15 protein-coding genes are annotated in these 21,938 nt (G+C 72.6%); 11 read left to right on the top strand and 4 right to left on the bottom strand.

The features are described from left to right. Positions 1-178 precede the first annotated feature (178 nt). Positions 179-2,317 (top strand): FG-GAP-like repeat-containing protein, encoded by a 2,139-nt coding sequence (locus OV079_RS27215; protein WP_267771848.1) that lies wholly within the window; start codon positions 179-181, stop codon positions 2,315-2,317. A gap of 455 nt (positions 2,318-2,772) precedes the next feature. On the opposite strand, the gene OV079_RS27210 is transcribed toward OV079_RS27215, so the two are convergent. Together OV079_RS27210 and OV079_RS27205 are read right to left on the bottom strand one after the other, a co-directional pair. Beyond that, entirely contained in the window at positions 2,773-5,091 is a 2,319-nt protein-coding gene (locus OV079_RS27210) for a serine/threonine-protein kinase (protein ID WP_267771847.1), read from the bottom strand. Between the two features lie 34 nt (positions 5,092-5,125). Next, a complete protein-coding gene (locus OV079_RS27205; RefSeq protein ID WP_267771846.1) occupies positions 5,126-6,259 on the bottom strand; it encodes a hypothetical protein in 1,134 nt (377 codons plus the stop codon). Positions 6,260-6,405: 146 nt separating this feature from the next. On the opposite strand from OV079_RS27205, the gene OV079_RS27200 reads away from it, so the two are divergent. After that, on the top strand, positions 6,406-7,344 hold the full coding sequence (locus tag OV079_RS27200) for a hypothetical protein (protein ID WP_267771845.1): 939 nt from the start codon (positions 6,406-6,408) through the stop codon (positions 7,342-7,344). Between the two features lie 333 nt (positions 7,345-7,677). On the opposite strand, the gene OV079_RS27195 is transcribed toward OV079_RS27200, so the two are convergent. Together OV079_RS27195 and OV079_RS27190 are read right to left on the bottom strand one after the other, a co-directional pair. After that, complete coding sequence (locus tag OV079_RS27195) at positions 7,678-8,724, bottom strand: hypothetical protein (RefSeq protein WP_267771844.1); 1,047 nt, start codon at positions 8,722-8,724, stop codon at positions 7,678-7,680. Positions 8,725-8,838: 114 nt separating this feature from the next. Further along, positions 8,839-9,123: a hypothetical protein gene (locus OV079_RS27190; RefSeq protein ID WP_267771843.1), complete on the bottom strand. Its 285-nt coding sequence runs from the start codon at positions 9,121-9,123 to the stop codon at positions 8,839-8,841. 163 nt (positions 9,124-9,286) lie between these two features. On the opposite strand from OV079_RS27190, the gene OV079_RS27185 reads away from it, so the two are divergent. The 9 genes from OV079_RS27185 to OV079_RS27145 all read left to right on the top strand — a co-directional run bounded on the left by OV079_RS27185 (position 9,287) and on the right by OV079_RS27145 (position 21,923). Then, positions 9,287-10,750 carry a Vgb family protein gene (locus OV079_RS27185; protein ID WP_267771842.1) on the top strand — a complete coding sequence of 488 codons (1,464 nt, stop codon included), beginning with the start codon at positions 9,287-9,289 and terminating at the stop codon, positions 10,748-10,750. 181 nt (positions 10,751-10,931) lie between these two features. Beyond that, positions 10,932-12,491, top strand: a complete 1,560-nt coding sequence (locus OV079_RS27180) for a thrombospondin type 3 repeat-containing protein (protein WP_267771841.1) — start codon at positions 10,932-10,934, stop codon at positions 12,489-12,491. Positions 12,492-13,288: 797 nt separating this feature from the next. Continuing rightward, positions 13,289-14,248, top strand: a complete 960-nt coding sequence (locus tag OV079_RS27175) for an SMP-30/gluconolactonase/LRE family protein (RefSeq protein ID WP_267771840.1) — start codon at positions 13,289-13,291, stop codon at positions 14,246-14,248. Positions 14,249-15,054: 806 nt separating this feature from the next. Continuing rightward, positions 15,055-16,425, top strand: a complete 1,371-nt coding sequence (locus tag OV079_RS27170) for a DUF1552 domain-containing protein (RefSeq protein ID WP_267771839.1) — start codon at positions 15,055-15,057, stop codon at positions 16,423-16,425. Between the two features lie 325 nt (positions 16,426-16,750). Then, entirely contained in the window at positions 16,751-18,145 is a 1,395-nt protein-coding gene (locus tag OV079_RS27165; protein WP_267771838.1) for a DUF1592 domain-containing protein, read from the top strand. A 76-nt stretch (positions 18,146-18,221) separates the two neighbouring features. Next, a complete protein-coding gene (locus OV079_RS27160) occupies positions 18,222-18,620 on the top strand; it encodes a hypothetical protein (protein WP_267771836.1) in 399 nt (132 codons plus the stop codon). Between the two features lie 749 nt (positions 18,621-19,369). Then, a complete protein-coding gene (locus OV079_RS27155) occupies positions 19,370-19,768 on the top strand; it encodes a hypothetical protein (protein WP_267771835.1) in 399 nt (132 codons plus the stop codon). 164 nt (positions 19,769-19,932) lie between these two features. Beyond that, positions 19,933-20,535 carry an RNA polymerase sigma factor gene (locus OV079_RS27150; RefSeq protein WP_267771834.1) on the top strand — a complete coding sequence of 201 codons (603 nt, stop codon included), beginning with the start codon at positions 19,933-19,935 and terminating at the stop codon, positions 20,533-20,535. Next, a complete protein-coding gene (locus OV079_RS27145) occupies positions 20,532-21,923 on the top strand; it encodes an outer membrane protein assembly factor BamD (protein WP_267771833.1) in 1,392 nt (463 codons plus the stop codon). The genes OV079_RS27150 and OV079_RS27145 overlap by 4 nt, the downstream gene beginning before the upstream one ends. Positions 21,924-21,938: the final 15 nt, after the last annotated feature.

Here is a 21,938-nt window from a genome sequence, read left to right as displayed (position 1 = left end):
CGGGTGCCTCGGAGACCGCCGAGGCCTCTGTCCCCCGGCGCCGGCGACGGAACTTCATCACCTGTCCCTCGGGCCAGGAAATCGCGTACGCGCGGCGCCGCGGCTTGACGCCGCACGCCCCGTTGTCGACGATGCGCCGATGCGAATGCGTTGGAGTCCGTGGGTCCTGGTGGGTGCGGTGACGTGGGCGGCCGGATGCGGCGATGACGGCAACGCCTCGGCGGGCTCGAGCACCGATGGCGGCCTCACGGACAACCCGACCGGGGTCCCCGGCAGCACGACCGCGCTGCCCCCGACCACCGGCACCTCCGAACCTGACACCGGCACGACCGACCCGGTCGACCCGCCGACCACCGGCACCTCGACCACGGCGACGGACCCGACCGCGACCACGGTCGACACCACGGGTGACCCCGCCTGCGGCGGTTGCCCCGACAACTTCATCTGCAAGTACGAGACCTGCATCCCCGACCTCGGTCCTTGCCTCACCCACGACGACTGCCCCGGCGACTCCTACTGCGACGCCGACGGCGTGTGCATCCCCTACGACGTCCCTCCCGCCGTCATCAACGACCCCGACTGCACCAAGCCCCCGATCCCCGAGGGCGTCACTCCCACCCTGCAATGCGAGTGGACGGGCACCGCCGCCGACGACCCGACCGTCGCCTCGAACCGCATCTACACCACCCCGTCGATCGCCGACCTCAACCTCGACAAGGACCCGGGCAAGCTCCAGCCCTCGATCATCGTCACCACCTTCCACAACGCCAACGACAGCCGCCTCGGCACCCTGCGCGTGTTCGACGGCCGCACATGCGAGGAGCAGATGCGCCTCGGCGGCGTCGACGAGCCCGACTTCACGAACCGCCCGGCCTACGCCGCCACCTGGGCGGTCGGCGACCTCGACGGCGATGTCCCGCAGGGCGGCCACCCCGAGCTCGTCAGCTACCACCTCAACTCCGACGACGACGGAGACGAGGTCCGGCTCTACGCCGTCCGCATCGACTCCACCGTCGATCCGCCGGTGCTCGAGCGCATGTGGTACGGCCGCGACTGCGACAACGACGACGCGGCGCTCTCCTTCAGCAGCGGCAGCACCCTCGCCAGCCCGCTGCTCATCGACCTCGACGACGACGACCGCCCGGAGATCCTCGTCGGCCGCCAGGTCTTCGACGCCGAGGGCTGCCTGCTCACCACCTGGCTGAAGAGCGAGGCCACCGGCATGGAGTACGCCGCCGACGTCGACCTCGACGGGCAGATGGATCTCGTGACCGCGCGTCGGGTCGCCGGCTGGGACGAGGTGACCACCGAGTGGGTCGACAAGCCGTGGTTTGTCGCCAACCCGCAGGTACAGCTCAACGGCTTCACCGGCGTCGCCGACGTGGGCCTCTACTCGAACATCCCCGGCGTCGATCCGGCGCAGCAGCCCGAGGTCGTCGTCCTGTCGGCGCCCGGCGACAAGGGCCAGATCCGCATCCAGTCGCTCGACGGCGCCGTCGTGTGGGGCCCGATCGAGACCTACAAGACCGGCCCCGTCGACGATCCCGACGAGGGCGGCCCGATCACGATCAGCGACTTCGACGGCGACGGCCAGGTCGAGTTCGCCTCCGCCGGCGCCGAGCAGTACGTCGTCTACGATCCCGACTGTCAGGCGTCGCTCATGGGCATGAGCCCGCCCGAGCGCCCCGGCGGCACCTGCGAACGCGCCCCCGAGCAGGCGGCCAAGGACCTGCCCGACGGCGTGCTGTGGGCCCAGCCCTCGGACGACCAGTCGTCCAGGACCACGGGTTCGTCGATCTTCGACTTCGACGGCGACGGCGACGCCGAGGCCGTCTACCGCGACGAGTGCTACCTCCGCGTCTACGACGGCAAGTCCGGCACCGTCCTCTTCAGCACCCCGGCCTCGAGCGCCACCGGCCTCGACTACCCGACGATCGCCGACGTCGACGGCGACTTCGCCACCGAGATCGTCGTCCCGCGCACCCCGGCCGGCGGCTGCCCGGCGACCGACCCGCTGTTCCCCGAGGGCGGCCCGTTCAAGGCCTCGACCGGCTTCGCCATCTACCGCGACCCGATGGACCGCTGGGCCAACTCTCGTCCGGTGTGGAACCAACACGTCTACTCCGTCACCCACGTCACCGACGACGCCCGCGTCCCCCCGTGCAGCGAATCAACAACAACTGGCAGACGCCGGGCCTCAACAACCTGCGTCAGAACAGCCAGGGCGACGTCGGCGCCCTGCAGATCGCCGACCTCACCGTCGAGCTCGCCGAGATCGGCGAGCTGTGCTCCTTCGGGGCCGGCGAGATCGAGCTGACCGCCGAGGTGTGCAACCGCGGCACCAACGCGGTCCAGGACGGCGTCACCGTCGCCTTCCTCGAGACCATGACCCTGGACCAGGACGTCAGCATGGCCACGGTCGTGTGCGAGGCCGCGACGACGATGCTGCTGCAGATCGGCCAGTGCGAGGTCGTGAAGTGCGTCGCCAACCTCGCCGGCACGGGCAACGTGTTCGTCGACGTCGACCCCGACGACAAGATCGCCGACTGCCACCCCGGCAACAACCTCGGCGCCGACGCCTTCCAGATCTGCCCGGGCTGACGCTCCGTCGCGGTCAGGACGGCCGAGCTCGACCCGGCGCGGAGACGGCGGGGCCGCGCGGGTCGGGCACGGTCACGCCGCGCGACGCGACGACGTGGCGCGGAGGGTGGGAGGGTGTTCGAGAGGGCATGCCCGATCTTCACCTGGCGGAAGAGACAGGCGCGGACGGCTTCACAGGCGCAGCGCCAGGGTGGCCTTCTGCGGCGACGCGAGCGCGGGGAAGCGGGCGCGCCCCGCCGCCTCCTCGACGCAGTTGCCCAGGTCCGAGCCGCGGGCCGGCTTGTGGGCGGTCGCGCTGGTGACCTTGCCGCTGGTGGCGACCTCGACGTCGACCTTGTAGGTGGTGCCGGGGATCCCCAGCTCCGAGCAGGCCTTCAGCGCCCCGGACAGCCCGGCCGCGGCGGCCTTGATCTCGGCGTCGCCGAGCGCGGCCAGCGGAGCCTTCGACGGGGTCGTCTTGGCGACCGCCGACTGCTTCGGCTCCTTCGGCTCCTTCGGCTCCTTCGATTTCTTGGCGACCTTGGCGGCCGGCTCGGGCTCGGGCGTCGTCGGGGGCGGGCTGTCTCCGGGGACAGGTCCCGCCGCCGGCGTCGGCTCGGGCGGGGTCTTCGGCGTCGCGGGCGGGGGCGGGGCCGGCTCGGCCGCGGGCGCGGCGGCCAGCGACGGGGCTGCCTGTTCGGGCATGTCCTGCGGGGCAGGTGGGCGCACGGCCAGGAACACCCCCAGGCCGACGATCGCGGCCAGGCCGACGGCCGCGAGCGCCGGGCCGAGGAGGCGGCGCGGCGGCGGGGCGGGGACCACCTCGAAGTGGATGTCGAACGCCCCGGCGGCGTCGATCGCCCGGATCGCCGCCGCCAGCTCGTCGGCCGTCTGGTAGCGGTCCTCGGGCTTCTTCTCGAGGCAGCGCAGGATCACCGCCTCCTGGCGCTCGCTGACCGGGTGATTCGGGTCGACCTCGCTCGGCCGCGGCGGCGGCTGCTGCATGTGCATGCCCAGCACCGCCATGAACGCCTTGGCGCGGAACGGCAGGCGGCCGGTGAACATGCGGAACATCAGCACGCCCATGGCGTAGATGTCGGAGCGGCCGTCGAGCGGCTGCTCCTGGGCCTGCTCGGGCGACATGTACTCGGGCGTGCCGAGCAGCACGCCGGTCTGGGTCATCTCGTCGCCGGCCTCGCTGATCACCTTGGCGATGCCGAAGTCGAGCACCTTGACCAGCTCCTGATCGCCCTGGCGGATGAGATAGATGTTGTCGGGCTTGAGGTCGCGGTGGACCACGCCGTGGGCGTGCGCGGCCGCCAGCGCGGCGCACACCTGCAGGATGATGTCGCGCGCGCGCTCCCACGGCAGCACGCGCTCGCGCTTGAGCACCGACTTGAGGTCCTCGCCCTCGAGGTACTCCATGACGAAGAACGGCGCGCCGTGGTCGGTCTTGCCGAAGTCGGTGATGTCGACGATGTTCGAGTGGCGGACCCGCGACGACGTCCGCGCCTCCTGCATGAAGCGGTCGGCGATCTCCGGCTTGTCCTGCAGGTGGGCGTTGAGGGTCTTGATGGCGACCTTGCGGCCGATGTCCATGTGCTCGGCGAGGTAGACCTCGCCCATGCCGCCCTTGCCGAGGCGGTGATGCACGCGGTAGCGGTCGGCGAGCACCTCGCCCTCGTGGATCGTCGCCGGCGCCGGCACGGGCGGGTGGCTGAAGCTCGAGGAGTTCGAGCCCGACATCCGCGTCGGCGTGTCGGTCGCCGGCGGCGGGGCTGCTTGCGGCGGCGGGGTCCGCTCGGCGACCTCGACGGGCATCGCGTCGGCGAGCTCGACGTCGGAGGGCGAGTCGACGGGCTCGACGGGGACCAGGGCCGCGAGGACGGAGGTCGGCGCGGGAGCGGGAGCGACGGAGGCCGGCGCGGCGATCGGAGCGTCGCTGGTCGGCGCGGGGGCGGGAGCGTCGGAGGCCGGCGCGGCGATCGAAGCGACGCTGGTCGGCGCGGGGATGGGAGCGACGGAGGCCGACGCGGCGAGCCGGCCGAGGCTCGTCGGCGCGGGCGCGTCAGCGACGGGCGGCGGCGCGGGGACGATGGGCTGCGTTGTCGGAGCAGCGAGGCCAGGAGTCGATCCAGGGATTGAACCGAGGGCCGGCGGCGCGGTCACCGTGCCGACGGGCTTCGCCGCGGGAGCGGCGGCGCCGGGAGGCGGTCCAATCATTGAACCGAGGGCTGGCGGCGCGGTCACCGGGCCGCCGGGCCTGGACACGGGCGGCGGCGCGGGCAGCTTGATCGCCGGTGGTGCGAAGGCTCCGACGGCGGGTGGCGGGGCCTTGGCGGCGGGCGTCTGGACGGCCGGCGGCGGCGCGGGGAACTTGAGGGCGGGCGGCGCGAAGGCCTGGGCGGTGGACGGCGGCGCGGGGACCCTGGCAGCAGGGCGCGGCGGGGCGACGGGCTCGGCCTGGCGCTCGACGTCGACGTCCGGCTGGGGCTGCTCCTCGGCACTCACGACCGCCACGATACCGCACGCCAGCCCGCGGTGGTCACGCTCCGCAGGCGGCGCGAATCTCGGCCCGGACTTCCTGCAGCAGCGCTCCGTACGCGTTGCCCCCCGGCACCACGTTGCACAGCGTGTCGATCGCGTAACGCTCCGGGGGCAGCGACTGGATGAAACCGCGCAGCTTGGGGGTCGTCTCGGTGCCGAACCCGTCGTCGTTCTCGGTCGGGTCCCAGGCGCAGGCCGGCTGGCCCATCTTGGGATCGCCGAGCAGGCCGACCATGTAGAGGTCGTCGATCCCGGTCGGCTTGATGTTGGTCAGCGAGCCGGTCCAGAAGCTCTCGAAGATCTCTTCGGAGCCGTCGTGGCCCTGGGCGTCGTTGTTGTCGTCGTCCTCGTCGGCCAGCATGATCACCGTGAGGAACGCGCTCGGGCGGTAAAAGCCCTGGTTGCAGCCGGTGTTGAGCGACGGGTCGAGCGCGCCCACCGTCGAGAACAGGGCGTCGATCGGCTTCTCGTCGGGGTGGCCGTCGGAGCCGATGTTGAACAGGCACTCGAGCGTCAGCGGCATGTCGAGGTCGGGCAGGGTCGCGTAGGGCAGGCCCTCGGTGAAGCTGCACGGGTCGCCGTTGTTGTCGGCGGTGACCAGCGCGCCCAGCTTCTGACACTCGACGGGGTTGTGCGGGTAGGCCTCGGTGGTGACCACGCCGAGGTGGACGCTGCAGGCCTGGCGCAGCTCGGGGACCATCTCGTTGCCGAACGTGGTGATGAAGTCGAGCAGGATCAGGGTCTTGAGCAGCATGCTCGGCGAGTTGTCGGCGACGAACAGGAGGTCGAGGTCCTTGCAGCGCCCGATCCCGCAGCCGCCGCCGGTGGTCTCCTCCTCGCCGGTCGACGTCGTGGTCGTCAGCGGCGACAGCGTCGTGTCGGAGGTCGTCGTGGTGGTCGTGGTCGACGTCGGCTCGACGGTGGTCGCGTCGCTCGCGGTGGTCGTCGTGGTCGGCGCCGTGGTGGTCGTCGTCGGGCTCGTCTGCGCCGAGGGACCGCCGCACACGCCGGCCTCGCAGCGCAGGCTCGGGCCGCAGTCGCTGTCGGCGGTGCAGGGCTGGCCGGACAGGAAACCGCCGGTGAAGCAGGCGCTGAGCGCGAGCGCCCAGGCGACGAATAGCGGGCGCGCCATCGCCTGGCAGTATCGACGAGGACGTGCCGGCGGTGCAACGTCCGCCGACCTGTCCCATAAGACACGAGCGTCACAAACTGCCATTTACGCGCGCGGAACTGCGCCTTGTGGCCGTGGGGGCCGGCGGCATATGATCGCGGCCCTTCATGGCGATGGCGACGCACGGGCGGCGATGGTTGTCCGCAGGGCTCGCGGCGGCGCTGGCCGTCCTTCCGGCGGTGCCCGAGGTCCGCGCTGCGGCGCCGGCCAAGGCCAGCGACGAGCTCAACGCGAAGATAAGCGCGCTCGCGCAGGAGGCGCAGACGCGCTTCGAGACGGCCGACTACGCCGGCGCGATCGAGCTGTGGACGCAGGCCTACGCGGCGCTGCCGAACGAGCCCGCGTACGACAAGCGGCGCAACGTGCTCGCCTACCAGATCGCCCAGGCCTGCGTCGAGGCGTACGAGCTCGACCCGCAGCTCGTGTACCTCCGCAAGGCCGAGCGGCTGTTCGACAACTACCTCCAGACGATCAGCGCCAAGGACAAGAACACCACCGCCAAGGTGCAGGGCACGCTCGGCGAGCTGCGCGAGAAGATCCGCGTCGCCGAGGCGCGCGAGGCGGCCGACAAGCAGGTCGCCGCCGAGACCGCGGAGGGGCGCGGCGAGGACGACGGCGACGCGCTCCTCGCCGCCCGGAAAGCCAGCGAGGCGCGCGAGGCCGAGGCCCGCGCGAACGCGGAGCGCGAGGCCCGGCGTGCGCGTCGCCTCACCATCGCCGGCGGCGCGCTCACCGGCGCCGGGGCGATCGCCCTCGGCGTGATGGCCTACGGCCTCGCCCGCGGAGCCCGCGTCGACCGCGACGGCGAGGCCGCCAAGGCCGACGGCGTCACCGACCCGGCCGTGTACAGCGACCTGCTCGACCAGGGCACCGCCGCCAACACCCTGGCGATCGCCACCGCGGTGGTCGGCGGCGTGCTGGTCGTCACCGGCATCGGCCTGATCGGCGCCGGCGCGGCCGGCCAGCAGCGGGCCCGCCGCGACCTCGGCCTGGCGCCGACCTGGCTGCGCGGCGGCGCCGGGCTCGTGCTTCAGGGCAGGTTCTGAAGGACATGTCGTAAAGAGCATGTCTTGAAGGACATGCCTTGGAGAGCAGGTCATCGGGGCCCGGTGGCCGAGACGCCTGCAGCGCGCCCCTCGCGGGCGGTCCGTGATGGGCGACCAGGCGCGCCCTGCACGTCCTCGCGGACGTGCGCGGCGCTCGGCGCGTCGGCAGCGGCGAGGCTCGCGTGGATCGGTGCGAGCGCCGGAGCCTGGCGGTGGAGCGCGGCGAGCACCCGTCGGTCCGCGGGGGCCGGCGCGGACGTCCTGCTCCGCCGCGGCGTATGACCCTAAAAACATGTCCCAATGGACATGTAGCGCCGTGGCGGAGCTGCCGGCTCACAGGCGACGGCGGGGGCGGCCGACGCGGCCGCTGGGCTGGGACACGCGGCGGGCCAGCTCTTCCATGAAGGAGTCGTCGGCGAGGTCGGGATCGCGCTCGCGCAGGTGGGCGAGGAAGGCCTCGATTTCGGGCTTGTCGCTGCCCTGCTGCAGCCCGCGCATCACCCCGAGCAGCATGCGTTCGCTGCGGAGGCGCTCCTCGTCGAGGCGGCGGCGCAGGAGGATCGCCCGGCCGAACAAGATCGACAGCACCAGCGCCACCGCGGCGAGCGCCCACGCCACGATCGCGCTGACCTGGAGGCCCTTGTGGAGCAGGGCGTCGAGGTGGGTCCAGAAGCCGACCTCGAACCGCCCGGCGCGCTCGCGGAAGCGCAGCTCCTGCAGGCCGTCGTGGCCGCCGATGATGATCTGGTGGGTCACCTCGCGCGCGACCAGGCCGAACGCCGGGGTCAGCTCGTCGGCGAGGACCCGGCGCAGGCTCGGCGCGACGTCGCGGGCGATGACCGTGCGCAGACCCGGCCCGAGCTCGTCCTCGAGGACCGCGCGCAGGGCCGGGCCGAGGTCGTGGCGCAGACCGCGACCGGCCGCCTGCATCAGGCCGTCGACCGTCGCCTGCGTGAGCGACTGCGCCAGCGCGCGCATGTCTTGACGTGTCTCCGGGGACAGGCCGACGTCCAGCACCCGCGCGACCGCGTGACGGGCGGCCTCGGCCGCGGCCGGACCGAGGTCGGACCGCAAGCTGCGCGCGGCGGCGGCCGAGACCGCCTCGACGTAGCGCGTCGAGGCGCGGCGCAGCTCGGCCTGGCGCGCGTCGTCGGTCACCGACTCGACGACGCCGTCGACCAGAGTCTTGCTGAGCTCGCGGGCCGCGTGCTGCACCTGCGGGTCGAGCATCAACCGCTCGATGCGGCGCTGCGACTCGGGGTCCTCGAAGAAGCCGACGCTCTCGTCGAGCGCGGCGGGGACGGTGCGGCGCGTGATGCTCTCGGCGCTGAGGCAGCCGCAGAGCACGAGGCCGAGGAGGAAGCCGAGGCGAGCGCGCATGCCCGGTTCATGCGCGAGGTGAACGACCGCGGTCCGTGAACCGCGACAGGACGGGCGCGCTGGCCGGGGGCGCGCGCGCTCGTCACGAGCGAGGGGGCGGGGCGAGGCCGCCGCTCACGGCTTGCCCTGCTTCTGCGGGTCTTTGCCGCGCCGGCGGACCTCCCGCGGATCGTCCGAGTCGTAGCCGAGATCGCGGTGGCCGTCCGGCTGGCTGTCGCGGTTGTGCTGCAGATGGCTCGGCCGAACCTCGTGCGGGTCGCCCCCCTGGTGGCCCTTCTCGCCGTCCTCGCGGGTGCGCGGCGTGTCGCTGGGGTTGACCTGGTTGAGGCCGGTGTTCGGGCCGCCCCGGTCGCGATCGGTGTCGTCATGGGAGGGTTTGAAGCGCTTGTTCGGGTCCATGCTCGAACCGTGACGTCGGCGGGTGGGGAGTCAAGGAGAGCGCCGGAGGCGAGCGGGCACCGACGAATCGCCGGTCTGGTGTTGCGCGCGCGCCGGGAGATCTGCCTGGCAGAGGCATGCATGGATGGCCTCGCCGTATAGAGGTTGTGATAGCGTTCGACCGATGGTTTCCACGCGTCGTTCGGTAGGGTGCATCTTCGCGGTCCTCGGGCTCTTCGGTTGCGGCGACGACGGCCGCGCCACGGCCTCGGCGACGGCCGGCCAGTCGGAGGGCACCGCGACGCCGGGCACCGCGACCGAGCCGACGAGCGGCACCGGCAGCGCGACGCAGGCGACGACCGAGGGCCCGGGCACCGCCTCGAACTCGGCCAGCGAGGCGACGACGACGAGCGCGCCGACGACCACGCAGGACGTGACGATCACCGGCACCACCGGCCCGACCACGAGCACCTCGACCGGCCCCGACCTCACCACTTCGACCGGCCCCGACACGACGACCACCGGCGACCCGTGCGGCGGCGGCAGCGGGCGCGGCGGCTTCGACTTCAGCTACCTGTGGGTCGCCAACACCTCGCAGGGAAGCATCTCGAAGGTCAACACGACCACGTCGATCGAGGAGGGCCGCTACTACGCCGACCCCAACCCGGCGGGGGCCGACTCGTCGCGCACGTCGGTCAACATCGACGGTCACTTCGTGGTGGTGTCGAACCGGGCCTCGTACAGCGTGACCAAGTTCGCGGCCGACAAGGGCGACTGCGTCGACAAGAACGGCGACGGCGTGATCACCACGTCGGCGAACAAGGACGACCTGCTGCCGTGGGGCAGCGACGAGTGCATGCTGTGGAACACGCCGGTGAGCCCGGCGCCGTTCGGCTACAACGGCGGCCCGCGCGGGACCGCGTGGGCCCCGGGCGAGTTCAACCCGGCGACGTGCAAGTACGACGACCAGAAGGTGTGGGTCGGCTGGCTCGACGCGCCGACGCACGCGATCATCGGCCGCTTCGACGGCGTCACCGGCGTGCAGGACGCGACCATCCCGCTCGACAATTGGACCAGCCAGATCTCCCCGTACGGCGCCGCTGCCGACGGCAACGGCTACGTGTGGTTCATCAACGTCTACCAGGAGCTGGTCCGCATCGACACCGAGACGCTCGAGGTCAAGCGCTACCCCGGCGAGGGCATCCAGTTCTACGGCATGACCGTCGACGGCAAGGGCAACGTGTGGTTCGGGCCGTACAACAACGGCAACGTGGCGATGTTCGACGCCCAGACCGAGACGTTCCACCAGGTCCCCAACTCCGCCGAGAACCACCGCGGCCTCGCGGTCGACGGCAACGGCATGGCGTGGGTCGCCGCCAACGCCGGCGGCACCCACGGCTGCGGCCTCAACCAGATCGACACGAACACGATGACGGCCGTCCAGTTCCACACCTTCGAGCAGTGCTCGACGCCGGTCGGGGTCAGCATCGACGTCGACGGCTTCGTGTGGATGGTCGACTACGGCGGCTGGGCCTATCGCATCGACCCCGAGACCTACGCCAAGCAGCAGGTGCTCATCGCCGGCGATCACTACACGTATTCCGACATGACCGGCGGCGGGCTGTTCAACGCCGTCATGCCGGGCTGAGCCACGCGACAGCGCGCGAGCCGGCCTGCGCGGCATGGCGCCTGAGCTCGCAAGCGCGTCCTGCCGCGGCCTCGGTCGATGACGCTCTTCGGGGTCTTCCGCCGACACCCTCGATTCCGTCGCGTCGGCGCTCTCGCAAGGGCGCCGCAATTTTTCCGGGGCCCGCGGTTACTCCGCCGGCATGAGCCTCTGCTTCACTCCTCGGCTGCGGTCGCTGGCGTTGACCGGCGCGTTCTTGCTGACAGCGTGTCCCACCGAGAGCCCCTTGTTCGAGGGGCCCGGGCCGACCACCGGCACCGCCGGCGAGGACTCGACGACCACCGGCATCGGCGGTGATTCGACCACGACCGCCGCCGACGACCCGACCGGGACCACGGACGAGCCGACGAGCACGGGTGACCCCACGACGGGCACGACGGGCACGACCGGGACCACCGGCGAGGACGAGGTCATCCCGGTGCCGCCGGTCTGCGACGATCCGGCAGTGACGACGTGCATGGACCCGGTCACGAAGTGCAAGCTCGACCCCGATCGCGACGGCTACGTCTGGGAGTGCGACAACGCGCCCGATCACTCCAACCCCGGGCAAGAGGACATCGACGGCGACGGCTTCGGCGACGTCGTCGACCTGTGCCCGGTGGTGGCGAGCGAGCAGAACACCGCCGACAGCGACCGCGACGGCGTGGGGGACGGCTGCGACGTGTGCTCGCGCTCCATCGGGATCTACAACAAGAACGTCGTGTCGGTGCCGTTCTACATGCGGGTGCGCGGCAACCCGTCGCAGCTGGACAGCGACCGCGACGGCGTCGGCGACAGCTGCGACAACTGCGTGCGCGTCGCCAACTGCCAGGGCTACGGCGACGGCCCGGGGCTGGCGCCGCACGTGGTCGGTCAGCCGACCGACGTGCAGGCGGCGGGCTGCCAGGACGACGCCGACGTCGACCTGGTCGGCGACGCCTGCGAGGGCATGCTCAGCGCCGGGGCTGCCGGTCCGGTCGGCTTCCTCGAGGGCGACGACTTCGATCAGGACGGCCTCGCCAACATCGTCGACGCCTGCCCGCGCCAGCCGGTCGAGCGGCGCGCCTGCGCGAGCGACGACGACTGCCCCGATGGCGCGAGCTGCACCGCGGCGCAGATCTGCAACCACGCTGATCACGACGGCGACGCCGTCGGCGACGCGTGCGACAACTGCCCCTGGACTGCGAACCCCGAGCAGCTCGACGAGGCCGCGAACGACGATCCCGACGGCGACTTCATCGGCGCGGCCTGCGAGCAGCACGAGGAGTGCGTCGAACGCGAAAATCCGCGGCCCCTCGCGTTCTACGACGTCAGCGCGGGCGGCTACTGCTGCGTGACCACGTACGATGGCCAGCCGCTGATCGATCCCGACGGGGAGCCGATCGACGTCGCCGACCTGCCGCCGCTGCCGCCCGGCGTGCTGGAGCTGCCGCCCGGCTGCGCGGAGGCGCTCGCCCACAGCGAGGACGGCAAGGCGCACAAGATGAAGGCCTGCCACGTCGAGGCGCCGACCGACCTCTGGCAGTACCTGTGCCTGATGCCGGCGTGGGACCAGGACCTCGACGCGGTGCCCGACGACTGCGACCTGTGCCAGCACGCGTACGACCCGAGCAACGCGATATACGTCGACGCCGACATGAAAGAGTGGCCCCAATACGGCAAGTACTGCAACGGCGATTACAGCTGGGAAAAACTCGACCCGGCGAACATGTGCCTGCCGTGAATCGAGCGCGTGGGCGATTGCTGGCAGTCGAGGACCGCGGGAGATGGCCCATCTTGTGTTCGAGACATGTCTTTGGCGACATGTCACATAAAACATATCCTTCGGGACATGCTCGAACCTCGAGGTGAAGCCACCCCAGGGCATGAGGTCGGGCGGGGCCGAGGCGAGCTCACGGTGTGTCGCCGGCGGTGCTGGAACCAACACGCTCGAGCTCGCCGTGGCGTGCCCTGCCGCATTTTTAAAAATAGCGTGCTCATCCGCGTTTCGCTCGCCTGTAGCGCGCAGGAGCCCCGTTTCGAGGGCCTCGCGCGCGGGGCGCAGGCGAGCCGCGGAGGGCGGGCTACCGGGGCAAATCGAGGGGCGAGTCGCGGCGTCCCTGCTGGGCCTTCGGAGGCGGTGGGTCATCGGCGAGGACAACCTGCGCTTCGTCCGTTCGCCTTGAACGCTGCAGGTCGGCGGATCGCAGCGGGCCCGCGGCGCGCCGGGGCCCCGCGGAGCCGCGTTCGGGTGCTGCGCGACCCAGTTGCCGACCCTGGGTTGGTGAATCAGGGTACGCGGACGGCCATCGGACGAGCGAAGCACACGTGAATCACGCGTGGCCGAACCCGGGTCCCAGACCGACGCGACCGCAGGGTTCGTGCAGCCGACAGTCCGTCTCGCCGTGGCATGAGGCCGAGGAGGAGCCCGCGGTAAGAGCGTGACGTACCGCGCGGGCAGGTTGCCTCGTCGGCGTGATCCGTTCTCTCCTTCAGATCACATACAGCTGGTTATTTGTCCGCCGACGACGAAAGGTCGCCATGAAGAACACGGTCCTGCTGTCCATCGCCGCCGCGCTCCCCGTCCTCGCCTCGTGTGACATCCCCCTGCCGGAGCAGTACTCCCTGGCGAGCTCGACCTCGCTGCCGGAGGGGATCGCCTACGACGAGCTGACCTACTCCTTCTTCGCCACCGCGATCAACGGCGGGGAGATCACCCGGATGTCCGGGCTCGGGCAGGAGGAAGTGTTCTACGCCTCGGCCGACCCGATGGTGTCGTTCAGCGGGGCCCACGTCGACGTGGCGCGGCGCCTGTTGTGGGTCTGTCAGGTCGACGTCAAGACCGATCCGATCCCGAACTCGAAGGTCGTCGCGTTCGACATCGACGAGGGGACGCTCGTGCGCACCATCGACCTCGGCGAACCGTCGTTCTGTAACGACCTGACGACGGACAAGGACGGGGTGGTCTACGCCACGGACTCGGTGCTGCCCAACATCTACCGGATCGCCGAGGACGACGAGTTCGAGGTGTTCGCCACCAGCCCGCAGTTCGCGCCCGGCGGCTCGATGGGGCTCAACGGGCTCGACATCGCGCCCGGCGGCGAGGACCTGCTGGTCGTCAAGACGATGCCGCCGGCGCTGTACCGGGTGTCCCTGAGCGACCCGTCGGACATTGCCGAGGTGACGTTCTCCGGCGACCCGTTCTCGATGCCCGGCGACCCGCGCTTCCCCGGCCCCGACGGGCTCGAGTTCCTCGGCGACGAGCTCTACGTGATCTACGACGGCGGCGTGCAGCAGCTGACGTTCTCCGGCGACGATCACACGCAAGCGGTGGTGCGCACGACGACCTCGGTGCCGACCGGCCTCACCAGCGCGACGGTGGCGGAGGGCCGCCTTTACATGATCGACAGCGAGGTCTTCCGGGTGCTCTACATGTTCCAGCCGCCGGAGCTGCCGTTCAAGATCCTCCACCTCGAGACGTCGCTGTTCGCCGCGATGTGAGGCCGGCGCCGCGACGCGCGAGCGCCTCGCGGCAGTCATTCAAAGGCCCCGGCTCTGGACGAGGCCTCGCTGATCGTCGCCTCTTCTTGGAGAGGCCGAAGGCGCGACGCTCGTGTGGACCGCGGCGCCGTCGCGCTCGACGCGGAACCCGTGGGCCGAGGCCGTGCTCGTCGATCTCGCGCAGGCCGTCGGCGCGCGAGGAGAAGTCGATGTCGAGGTTCGCTCGGATCGTCGATGTCGCGGCCCAGGCCATCTTGCCGAGGTCCGCCGCGTCGGTGGAGACCTGCACGATGTCGACGACCGGCGCTGCGTGCGACCCCGGGGCGCTCTCCGTCGCGGCGATCGCCGTGGGCGACGTAGCCGTCGCGGGTCCGCGTCTCCTGCGACGACGCGCCGGCGAGCCGACCGGAGCGCCGGGGTGCGCGTGAGCGGGCCGTCGGCCGTCGCGTCGTAGACGCTGGGCCCCACGTCCTCCGGCATGCGCCCACGCCCCTCGCAGGTGCGGGCGATGGCGCGCTCCGGGCCGCGCGGGGGCGCGCAGTCGCGGCCTGAAAAATTCTTTCATCCACCTCGTCCGCGGCGCGCCACTGGAGGCGTGAGGCGTCGCCCGGCCGACGCTCGCGGGGCGCGACATGAACTTATCGACATGAACTTACCGCCATGAACCTCGGGACATCCCGAGGATGCCCCCGCGACGCCGGTCGCGCGGCGCCCGGCGGTTCGTAGCAAGCCGCCCGGGCCACGATCTCCTGCTCCTGTCACTGTCGAACATCGCGCGCGGGCCGCCTGCGCGCGCGGAGGAACGCATGCACCGATCGCAGCACCGACTGATGCGCCGCACCTTTTTGAAGGCGCTGGGTCTCGGCATCGCCGCGCCGCTCGCGGCCCAGATGTCGCGCCTGGCGGTCGCCGCCCCCGGCGACCGGCCGAAGCGCCTCTTCATCTTCTACGTCCCGCACGGCATGCCGCCGGAGCACCTCCAGCCCTATGGCGAGGGCGACGCCTTCTTGCAGGGCTCGAACGTGCTGAGCCCGCTGCTCCCGTACCGCGACCGCGTCGCGGTCGTCCGCGGCCTGTCGATGAACGGCGGCATCTCGAACCACGTGGCGATCCGCGCGACCTTGACCGGCTTCGCCGAGGGCGAGGGCAGCGACTCGATCGACCGGCTGATCGCCGAAGGCATGGGCGTCACCCCGCACGTGCTCGGCGCGATCCCCTACGACAAGGGGGCCGGCTTCTACAGCGACTGTTACCTCGTCAAGCACGGCTCGTGGGTGCGGCCGATCGAGAGCCCGGTCGAGGCGGTGACGCAGCTGTTCCAGGGCGTCGGCCCGGCGCCGATGCCGATGCCCGGCGTCGACGAGAACAAGTTCCGCGCGGCCACGCTGGCGCTGACCGAGGGCGAGATCGAGGCGATGCAGGGCGTCGTGTCCGGGCTGACGCGCGAGGAGAGCAAGCTGGCGCTGCACCTCGACGCGGTCCGCAACCTCAAGGCCAAGGCCTCGGGCGAGGGGCCGCCGCCGCCGATGGTGAGCTGCGACGCCAAGCCGGCGTTGCCGGCCGTCGACGCGGTCGCCGGGCTCGACCCGCTCAACCAGAGCTTCTTCGGCAAGCTGCTCGACGCGCACCTCGAGGCCAGCGCGTACGCGTTCATGTGCGGCTCGGCGCGGGTGATCACGCTGCAGAACATGTGGGTCAACGCCGGCCTCAACTTCGGCTTCGAGGGCGGCCCGGGCATCGCCAAGGGCCACCACGACCCGGTGTCACACTCGTGGGACGCGGCCGGCCGGGCCGAGTTCGCGCAGTGCCAGAAGTGGTTCTTCGAGCGCCTGGCCGAGAAGTTCCTCAAGGTGCTCGACCAGCCCGACCCGCTCGACGTCGAGGACCCGACCCGCACCGTGCTCGACAACTCGCTGGTCTACGTGTGTAGCGAGGTGTCCGACGGCGCCAATCACAACTCCGATCATTCCGACGTGTGGATCGACGGCCAGCCGGTCAGCTCGAGCCTGCCGGCGATCCTGATCGGCGGCGGCGGCGGGTACCTGAAGACGCAGCAGGTGGTCCAGGTCGAGCGCAGCCACATCGACATGCTGGCGACCCTCGCCGACGCCATGGACGTCCCGCTCGGCTCGATCGGCGGTCAGTCGGTCTCTGCCATCCAGGAGCTCAAGGCATGACACGCATCCACCTCTCCTCCCGACACGCGTACCTCGCCTTCAGCCTGGCTCTCGGGACAGGTTGCACGAGCGGCAACGGCGGGTCCGGCACCGACACCGACGCCGCCGGCACCGACACCGGCGCCACCTCGGCCGGGGTCCCGACCACCACCGACGATCCGACCGGCGCCCCTGGCGACACCGACGCCGACCCGCCGCCGGTCAACCCGGCCGGGCGCTGCGAGCAGTCGCGGCTGGGCGCGCGGGTGCTGCGGCGCCTGACGCAGGTCGAGCTCGAGCATACGCTGCGCGACATCTTCCCCGGATCGAGGCCACCTGGTCCGGGGTGCAGCTGGGCATCGATCCGGCCTCGAAGCACGGGTTCACCAACGACGCGGCGACGCTCCTCATGGGCGATCAGACCGCGGCCGAGTGGCTGGCCACCGCCGAGGAGGTCGGCGACGCAGTCACCGCGCCCGCGGTGCTGCCGACGATCTTGCCGTGCGCGGCCCAGAGCCCCGACTCTGCCTGCGCCGCCGAGTTCATCGGCACCTACGGCCAGCGGCTGTTCCGCCGCCCGCTCACCGCCGACGAGCGGGCGCGCTACGAGGCGCACTTCGCCTCGATCGCCGCCGAGGTCGAGTTCCCGGTCGCGCTCAAGTGGACGCTGGTCGGCCTCATCCAGTCGCCGCACGCGGTGTACCGCAGCGAGCTCGGCGAGCCGGGCGACGGCGGCCACGCGCTGACGCAGCACGAGATCGCCACCGCCCTCGCGTACACCTACGGCGGCAGCACGCCGAGCCCGGAGCTGCTGGCGAAGGCCGAGCAGGGCGCGCTCGCCACCCCCGAGGCGCGCATGGCCGAGGCCAGCGCGCTGCTGTCGACCCCGCGCGGCAAGGACGTCCTGCACCTGTTCTTCCGCCAGTGGGCCAAGTACCCGCAGGTCGAGAGCAAGGTGAAGCTCGACGTCGCCGGCTTCGACGACATCCGCATGCGCATGATCGACGAGACGAAGCGCTTCGTCGACGAGGTGGTGTTCGCCCAGGACGGCGACGTCCGGGCCTTGCTGACCGCGCCGTACACGGTGCTCGACGCGACGCTGGCGCAGTTCTACGGCTTCGGTCAGGTCGCGGGCGACAGTGCGGTCGTCGAGCGTCCGGCCGACTGGGGCGTCGGCCTGCTGGCTCAGGGCTCGGTGCTCGCGGGGCAGGCCCACGCCGACAGCTCGTCGCCGACCAAGCGCGGCCTGCTCGTCTACGATCGGCTGCTGTGCGGCCCGCACATCCCGCCGCCGATGAACATCCCGGCGATCGATCCGCCGATGCCCGGCGCGCAGACCACCCGCGAGCGCTACGAGGTCGCGCACGCCGGCGATCCTGCGTGCCAGTCGTGCCATCAGTACTTCGATCCGATCGGCTTCGGCTTCGAGCACTTCGACGCCGCGGGCCGCTACCGCGCCGACGAGAACGGCCTGACGATCGACGCGACCGGCCAGGCCGTGGACAGCAAGCTCGTCCCGCTGATCACCTTCGACGGCCTCGGCGACATGTCGAGCAAGCTGGCCGAGCTGGCGCAGACCACCGACTGCGTCAGCGGTCTGCTGGCCAACTTCGCCTACGGCGTCGAGGAGAACTGCCTCGCCGAGGAGGCCCGCACCGCGCTGCAGGACGGCGAGCTCGGCCTGCGCGAGTTCTACGTCGAGCTCGCGGCGAGCGAGCACTTCGTCCGCCGCGCCGAGTGAGGCGGCGCGGTCCGGCAGCGGCGCGTCGGCCTGCGCGCGCCGTTGCCTGCCCGCGGTCCGCCGGATAGAAGAGGGCATGCGCGCCGCGCTTCGATCTCCGCTCGTCCTGCTCGCGGTCGCGCTGCTCGCCTGCCGCGGCGAGGGCGAGGTCCTGGCGCTGGACGGCGGCGAGCCGGCCGACGGCCGCTGCGGCCTCGTCGTCGTCGACGTCTCCGACGGGCTCACGGTCGCGCGCGCGCTCACCAGCGACTGGGAGACCGGCTCCTGCTACGAGCTCACCCTGACCCGCACCGGCGCCGCGCGGGCCGCCTGGTGGGTCCAGCTCGCCACCGACGCCGCCGTCGTCGACCGCTGGAATCACGCCGCGACCGACCTCGGCGGCGGCCTGTTCGAGTGGCGAGGGATCCGCGAGTCCAACAACATCGAGCTCGATCCGCAGGGCACCACCGTCGTGGGCACCTGCCTGGAGTGCTGACCCGCCGCGCCCTGGCTGGTCGGCGCTGCCGGGCCGGGATACAACTGGCGCCCTGTGGTCGCCATCCCTCTGGCCCTCGCGCTCGTCGTCGGTGAACCGGCGCCCGTGAGTCCGCCTGGCGGGGCCACCGAGGCCGCCACCTCGCCGCGGCGGATCGTCGTCGGCGTGATCGAGGGCGGCCGCATCGACGCCGTCGCCGTCGTCCAGGCCCTGCGCGGCCACCTCGCCGATCTCGACGTCGGCCCCGCGGTCGAGGCCCGGCCCGCCGCCGCGCTCGCGGAGCAGCTCGAGTGGGCCCGCGAGCGCCTCGCCGAGGGGGCCCAGGCGGTCGTGTGGGTCGAGGCCACGGGCGGGCAGGGCAGCGCCGTCTACCTCCTCCTCGGCGCGCCCGAGCGGCTCTACACGCGGCACCTCGACACACCCGACGAGCCGCGCGAGACGCGGGAGATCCTCGGCGTCGTCATCCGCGGTTTGGTCGCCTCGCTCGCGGCCAGCGAGGCGCCGGCCGACATGGAGGTGATCGCGGTGCCAGTGCCCGAGGCGGAGCCGCCGCCGCCGCCTCCGCCTCCGCCCGCCGCGCCGCCGAAGCCCCCGCCGGCGCCGCCCGTGCGCCTGCTGCTCGGCCTCGGCTACGTCGGCTCGAGCTACGCCGCCCAGCTCCCGTGGGCCAGCGGATTTGGCCTCGAGGTCGGCTTCCTCGGTCGCCGCGGCCTGATCGTCGCGGTGGGCGGCGCCGGCCTTTGCACCCCGTGCTCACCCCGGAGCTCGGCCAGCACAGCTTCGCCGACGCCCGCCTCCGCCTCGGCCGCGTCGGCTTCACCCTGCGCGTCGGCGTCCGCGTCCCGCTCGGGGCCCGCCGCCGCGTGTTCGTCGAGCCCGCGCTGGTCGGGCGCGGCGAGGCGGTCGTCTGGCGGCCGACCGAGGGCTCGCAGGCGCGCGGGGGCGGGGGCGTGCGCGTCGGCGTCGCGCCGACCGTCGGCTTCGGCGTGCAGCTCGGGCGCGGCTTCGCCCTCGTCCTCGCGGCCGGCCTCGACCTCTGGCTGCGCAACTTCGACCTCGTCGCCCGCACGCCCGTGGGCACGACCCCGCTGGTGCGCCCGCCGACCGTCGGCGCCACCGCCGGCCTGGGCTTCGTCTGGGTGCGCTAGGGCCGTCGTTCGCGCTTCACCTGTCGCGGTCGTCCGCGCGTGAGCGCGTGAGCGCCAGAGGCTCGGTTCGCCTGAGCGCGCCAGCCGGCCGCCGGCTTTTTTTCATCCGCCGGGCCGCCGCCGGGCCACCCTACCGGCGATTGCTCGCCAAGGCCCCCGCATCCGTGCTCGTGGCCGTCCCCGCCGACGCGCCGCCCGACGACCTCGCCGATCACGCCGAGGCTCGCGCGCTCGCGCGGGCGACCGCCGCCGGCGATCGCCAGGCCGCGACCCGTTTCGCCCGCCGGCTCTTGCCGGTCGCGCGTCGGGTCACGCGGGCGCTCCTCGGCGCCGGCACCGACGCCGACGATGTCTCGCAGTCCGCCCTCGTCGAGCTGCTCGAGTCGGCGCGCACCTACGCCGGCCAGGGCCCGCTCGAGGCGTGGGCGCGCCGGATCACCGTGCGCGTCACCATGCGCTGGCTCCGTCGCGGCCGCCGGCTCGCCGTCGTCGCCCACGACGAGGACGACCCCGGCAGCGAGCCCCCCGACCTCGGTGACGACCTCCGCGAGCACATCCCGCGCGCCGTCACCGACTACCTCGAGCTCCTCCCCGAGCCGCAGCGGATCGCCCTCGTCCTCCGCCACGCGCTCGACCACACCTTGCCCGAGATCGCCGAGCTGACCGGGGCGCCGGTGCCGACCGTCAAGTCGCGGGTCCTCAAGGCCGAAGAGACCCTCCGCAAGCTCATCCGCCGCGACCTCAACCTCGGCCGTCCGAACCCGTGACGGAGCCTCCGATGCACCACGACCCCGAAGCAATCGACGACACCCCCGAGGACCGACGCTGGCGCCGGCTGGTCGACGCGTCCCTCGGCGGCGACCCGCTCGCGGCCGACGACGCCGCCTTCCTCGCGGCCCACCGCGGCGACGGCCCTGCCACCCGGCGCGAGCGCGAGCTGCTCGACGCCCTCCGTCGCGGCGAGCCCGACGTGACCGACCCCGCCGCCGACGACGCGCTCGTCGCGGTCGCGGTCGACCGCTTCCTCGCCGGGAACACCGCCGCTCGCGGAGCGCCGCGCCCCGCGAGCGCCCGCCGCCCGGCCCTCGTCATCGGCATGGGCGTGGCCCTCGCCGCGGCCGCCGCCTGGCTGCTGCTGATTCGACCCTTCGGACATGTCTCTGAAGACACGTCGTCGCCGCTCGCCGCGGCTGACCCGCAGGACGGCCGCGCAGAATCCACACATGACCCCAAGGACAGCAGCGGCGATTCACCCGGCGTGAAGGACGGCCTGGCCGCGCGCCCGCCCGAGTCTGCGCCTGTCCCGAAGGACATCCCCGTCGAGCTCCGCCTGCTCCGCGGCGGCGCCGGCGACGAGGGCCCGCTCGCGCTCCAGCAGCCCCTGGGCGACGGCCCGCTGCGGCTCGCCGGGGCGGCCTGCGTCGGCGCGGCGGACCGCTTCACCGCCTGCGCCGAGGGCGAGGCCGAGCTGCGCGTGCGCGGGGCGGTCCTCGCCGTCGAGCGCGGCAGCGTGCAGGTCGAGGTCGCGCCGGCGGGTGTCGGCATCGTCTGGGTCGAGGTCGCCGGCGTGGCGATCGTCAGCGACGAGCCGGGCGCCCTGTTGATCGTCGCCGAGCCGCAGCGCTGGCGGGTGACCGCGGTCCGCGGCGCCCACCGCCTGCGCGAGGGTGACCGCGAGCGCTCGCTCGCCGCGGGCGAGACCGCCGACTCGCTCGCGCAGGTCGTCCCCGCCGACGCCGATCGCTCCGAGCGGGGCGCGCCCGTCAAGCCGCGCCCCGCCAGCGACCCCGGCGAGCTCATCGACGAGGCGCACGCCCTCCGCGGGGCCGGCAAGTACCGCGCGGCCGCCCGCATCTACCGCCGCCTGCTGCGCGAGCACGGCGACACCTCGCTCGCTCGCACCGCCCAGGTCGCGCTCGGCCAGCTCTCGCTCGGCCCGCTCGGCGATCCCCGCGGCGCCCTCTCGGCCTTCGACGGCTACCTCCGCGACGCGCCGCAGGGCGCCCTCGCCGAGGAGGCGCTCCACGGGCGCGTCGAGGCGCTCCACCGCCTCGGCCGCGACCCCGACGCCGCGCAGGCCGGCGCCGAGTTCCTGCGCCGCTTCCCCCGCAGCCGCTACGCCCAGGACGTCCGCCAGCGGCTCGACGGCGGCTGAGTCGACGGCGGAGCG

The organism is Nannocystis pusilla, from assembly GCF_026626665.1.
GTDB classification, from domain to species: Bacteria; Myxococcota_A; Polyangia; order Nannocystales; family Nannocystaceae; genus Nannocystis; species Nannocystis pusilla.
This window is presented reverse-complemented; position numbering and strand designations above follow the sequence as displayed.

What these genes read in the sequence shown, in the direction of transcription:
- OV079_RS27205 (WP_267771846.1), bottom strand. Translation starts at nt 6,259, where the DNA reads ATGGCGCGCCCGCTATTCGTCGCCTGGGCGCTCGCGCTCAGCGCCTGC.
- OV079_RS27200 (WP_267771845.1), top strand. Translation starts at nt 6,406, where the DNA reads ATGGCGATGGCGACGCACGGGCGGCGATGGTTGTCCGCAGGGCTCGCG.
- OV079_RS27195 (WP_267771844.1), bottom strand. Translation starts at nt 8,724, where the DNA reads ATGCGCGCTCGCCTCGGCTTCCTCCTCGGCCTCGTGCTCTGCGGCTGC.
- OV079_RS27190 (WP_267771843.1), bottom strand. Translation starts at nt 9,123, where the DNA reads ATGGACCCGAACAAGCGCTTCAAACCCTCCCATGACGACACCGATCGC.
- OV079_RS27185 (WP_267771842.1), top strand. Translation starts at nt 9,287, where the DNA reads ATGGTTTCCACGCGTCGTTCGGTAGGGTGCATCTTCGCGGTCCTCGGG.
- OV079_RS27180 (WP_267771841.1), top strand. Translation starts at nt 10,932, where the DNA reads ATGAGCCTCTGCTTCACTCCTCGGCTGCGGTCGCTGGCGTTGACCGGC.
- OV079_RS27175 (WP_267771840.1), top strand. Translation starts at nt 13,289, where the DNA reads ATGAAGAACACGGTCCTGCTGTCCATCGCCGCCGCGCTCCCCGTCCTC.
- OV079_RS27170 (WP_267771839.1), top strand. Translation starts at nt 15,055, where the DNA reads ATGCACCGATCGCAGCACCGACTGATGCGCCGCACCTTTTTGAAGGCG.
- OV079_RS27160 (WP_267771836.1), top strand. Translation starts at nt 18,222, where the DNA reads ATGCGCGCCGCGCTTCGATCTCCGCTCGTCCTGCTCGCGGTCGCGCTG.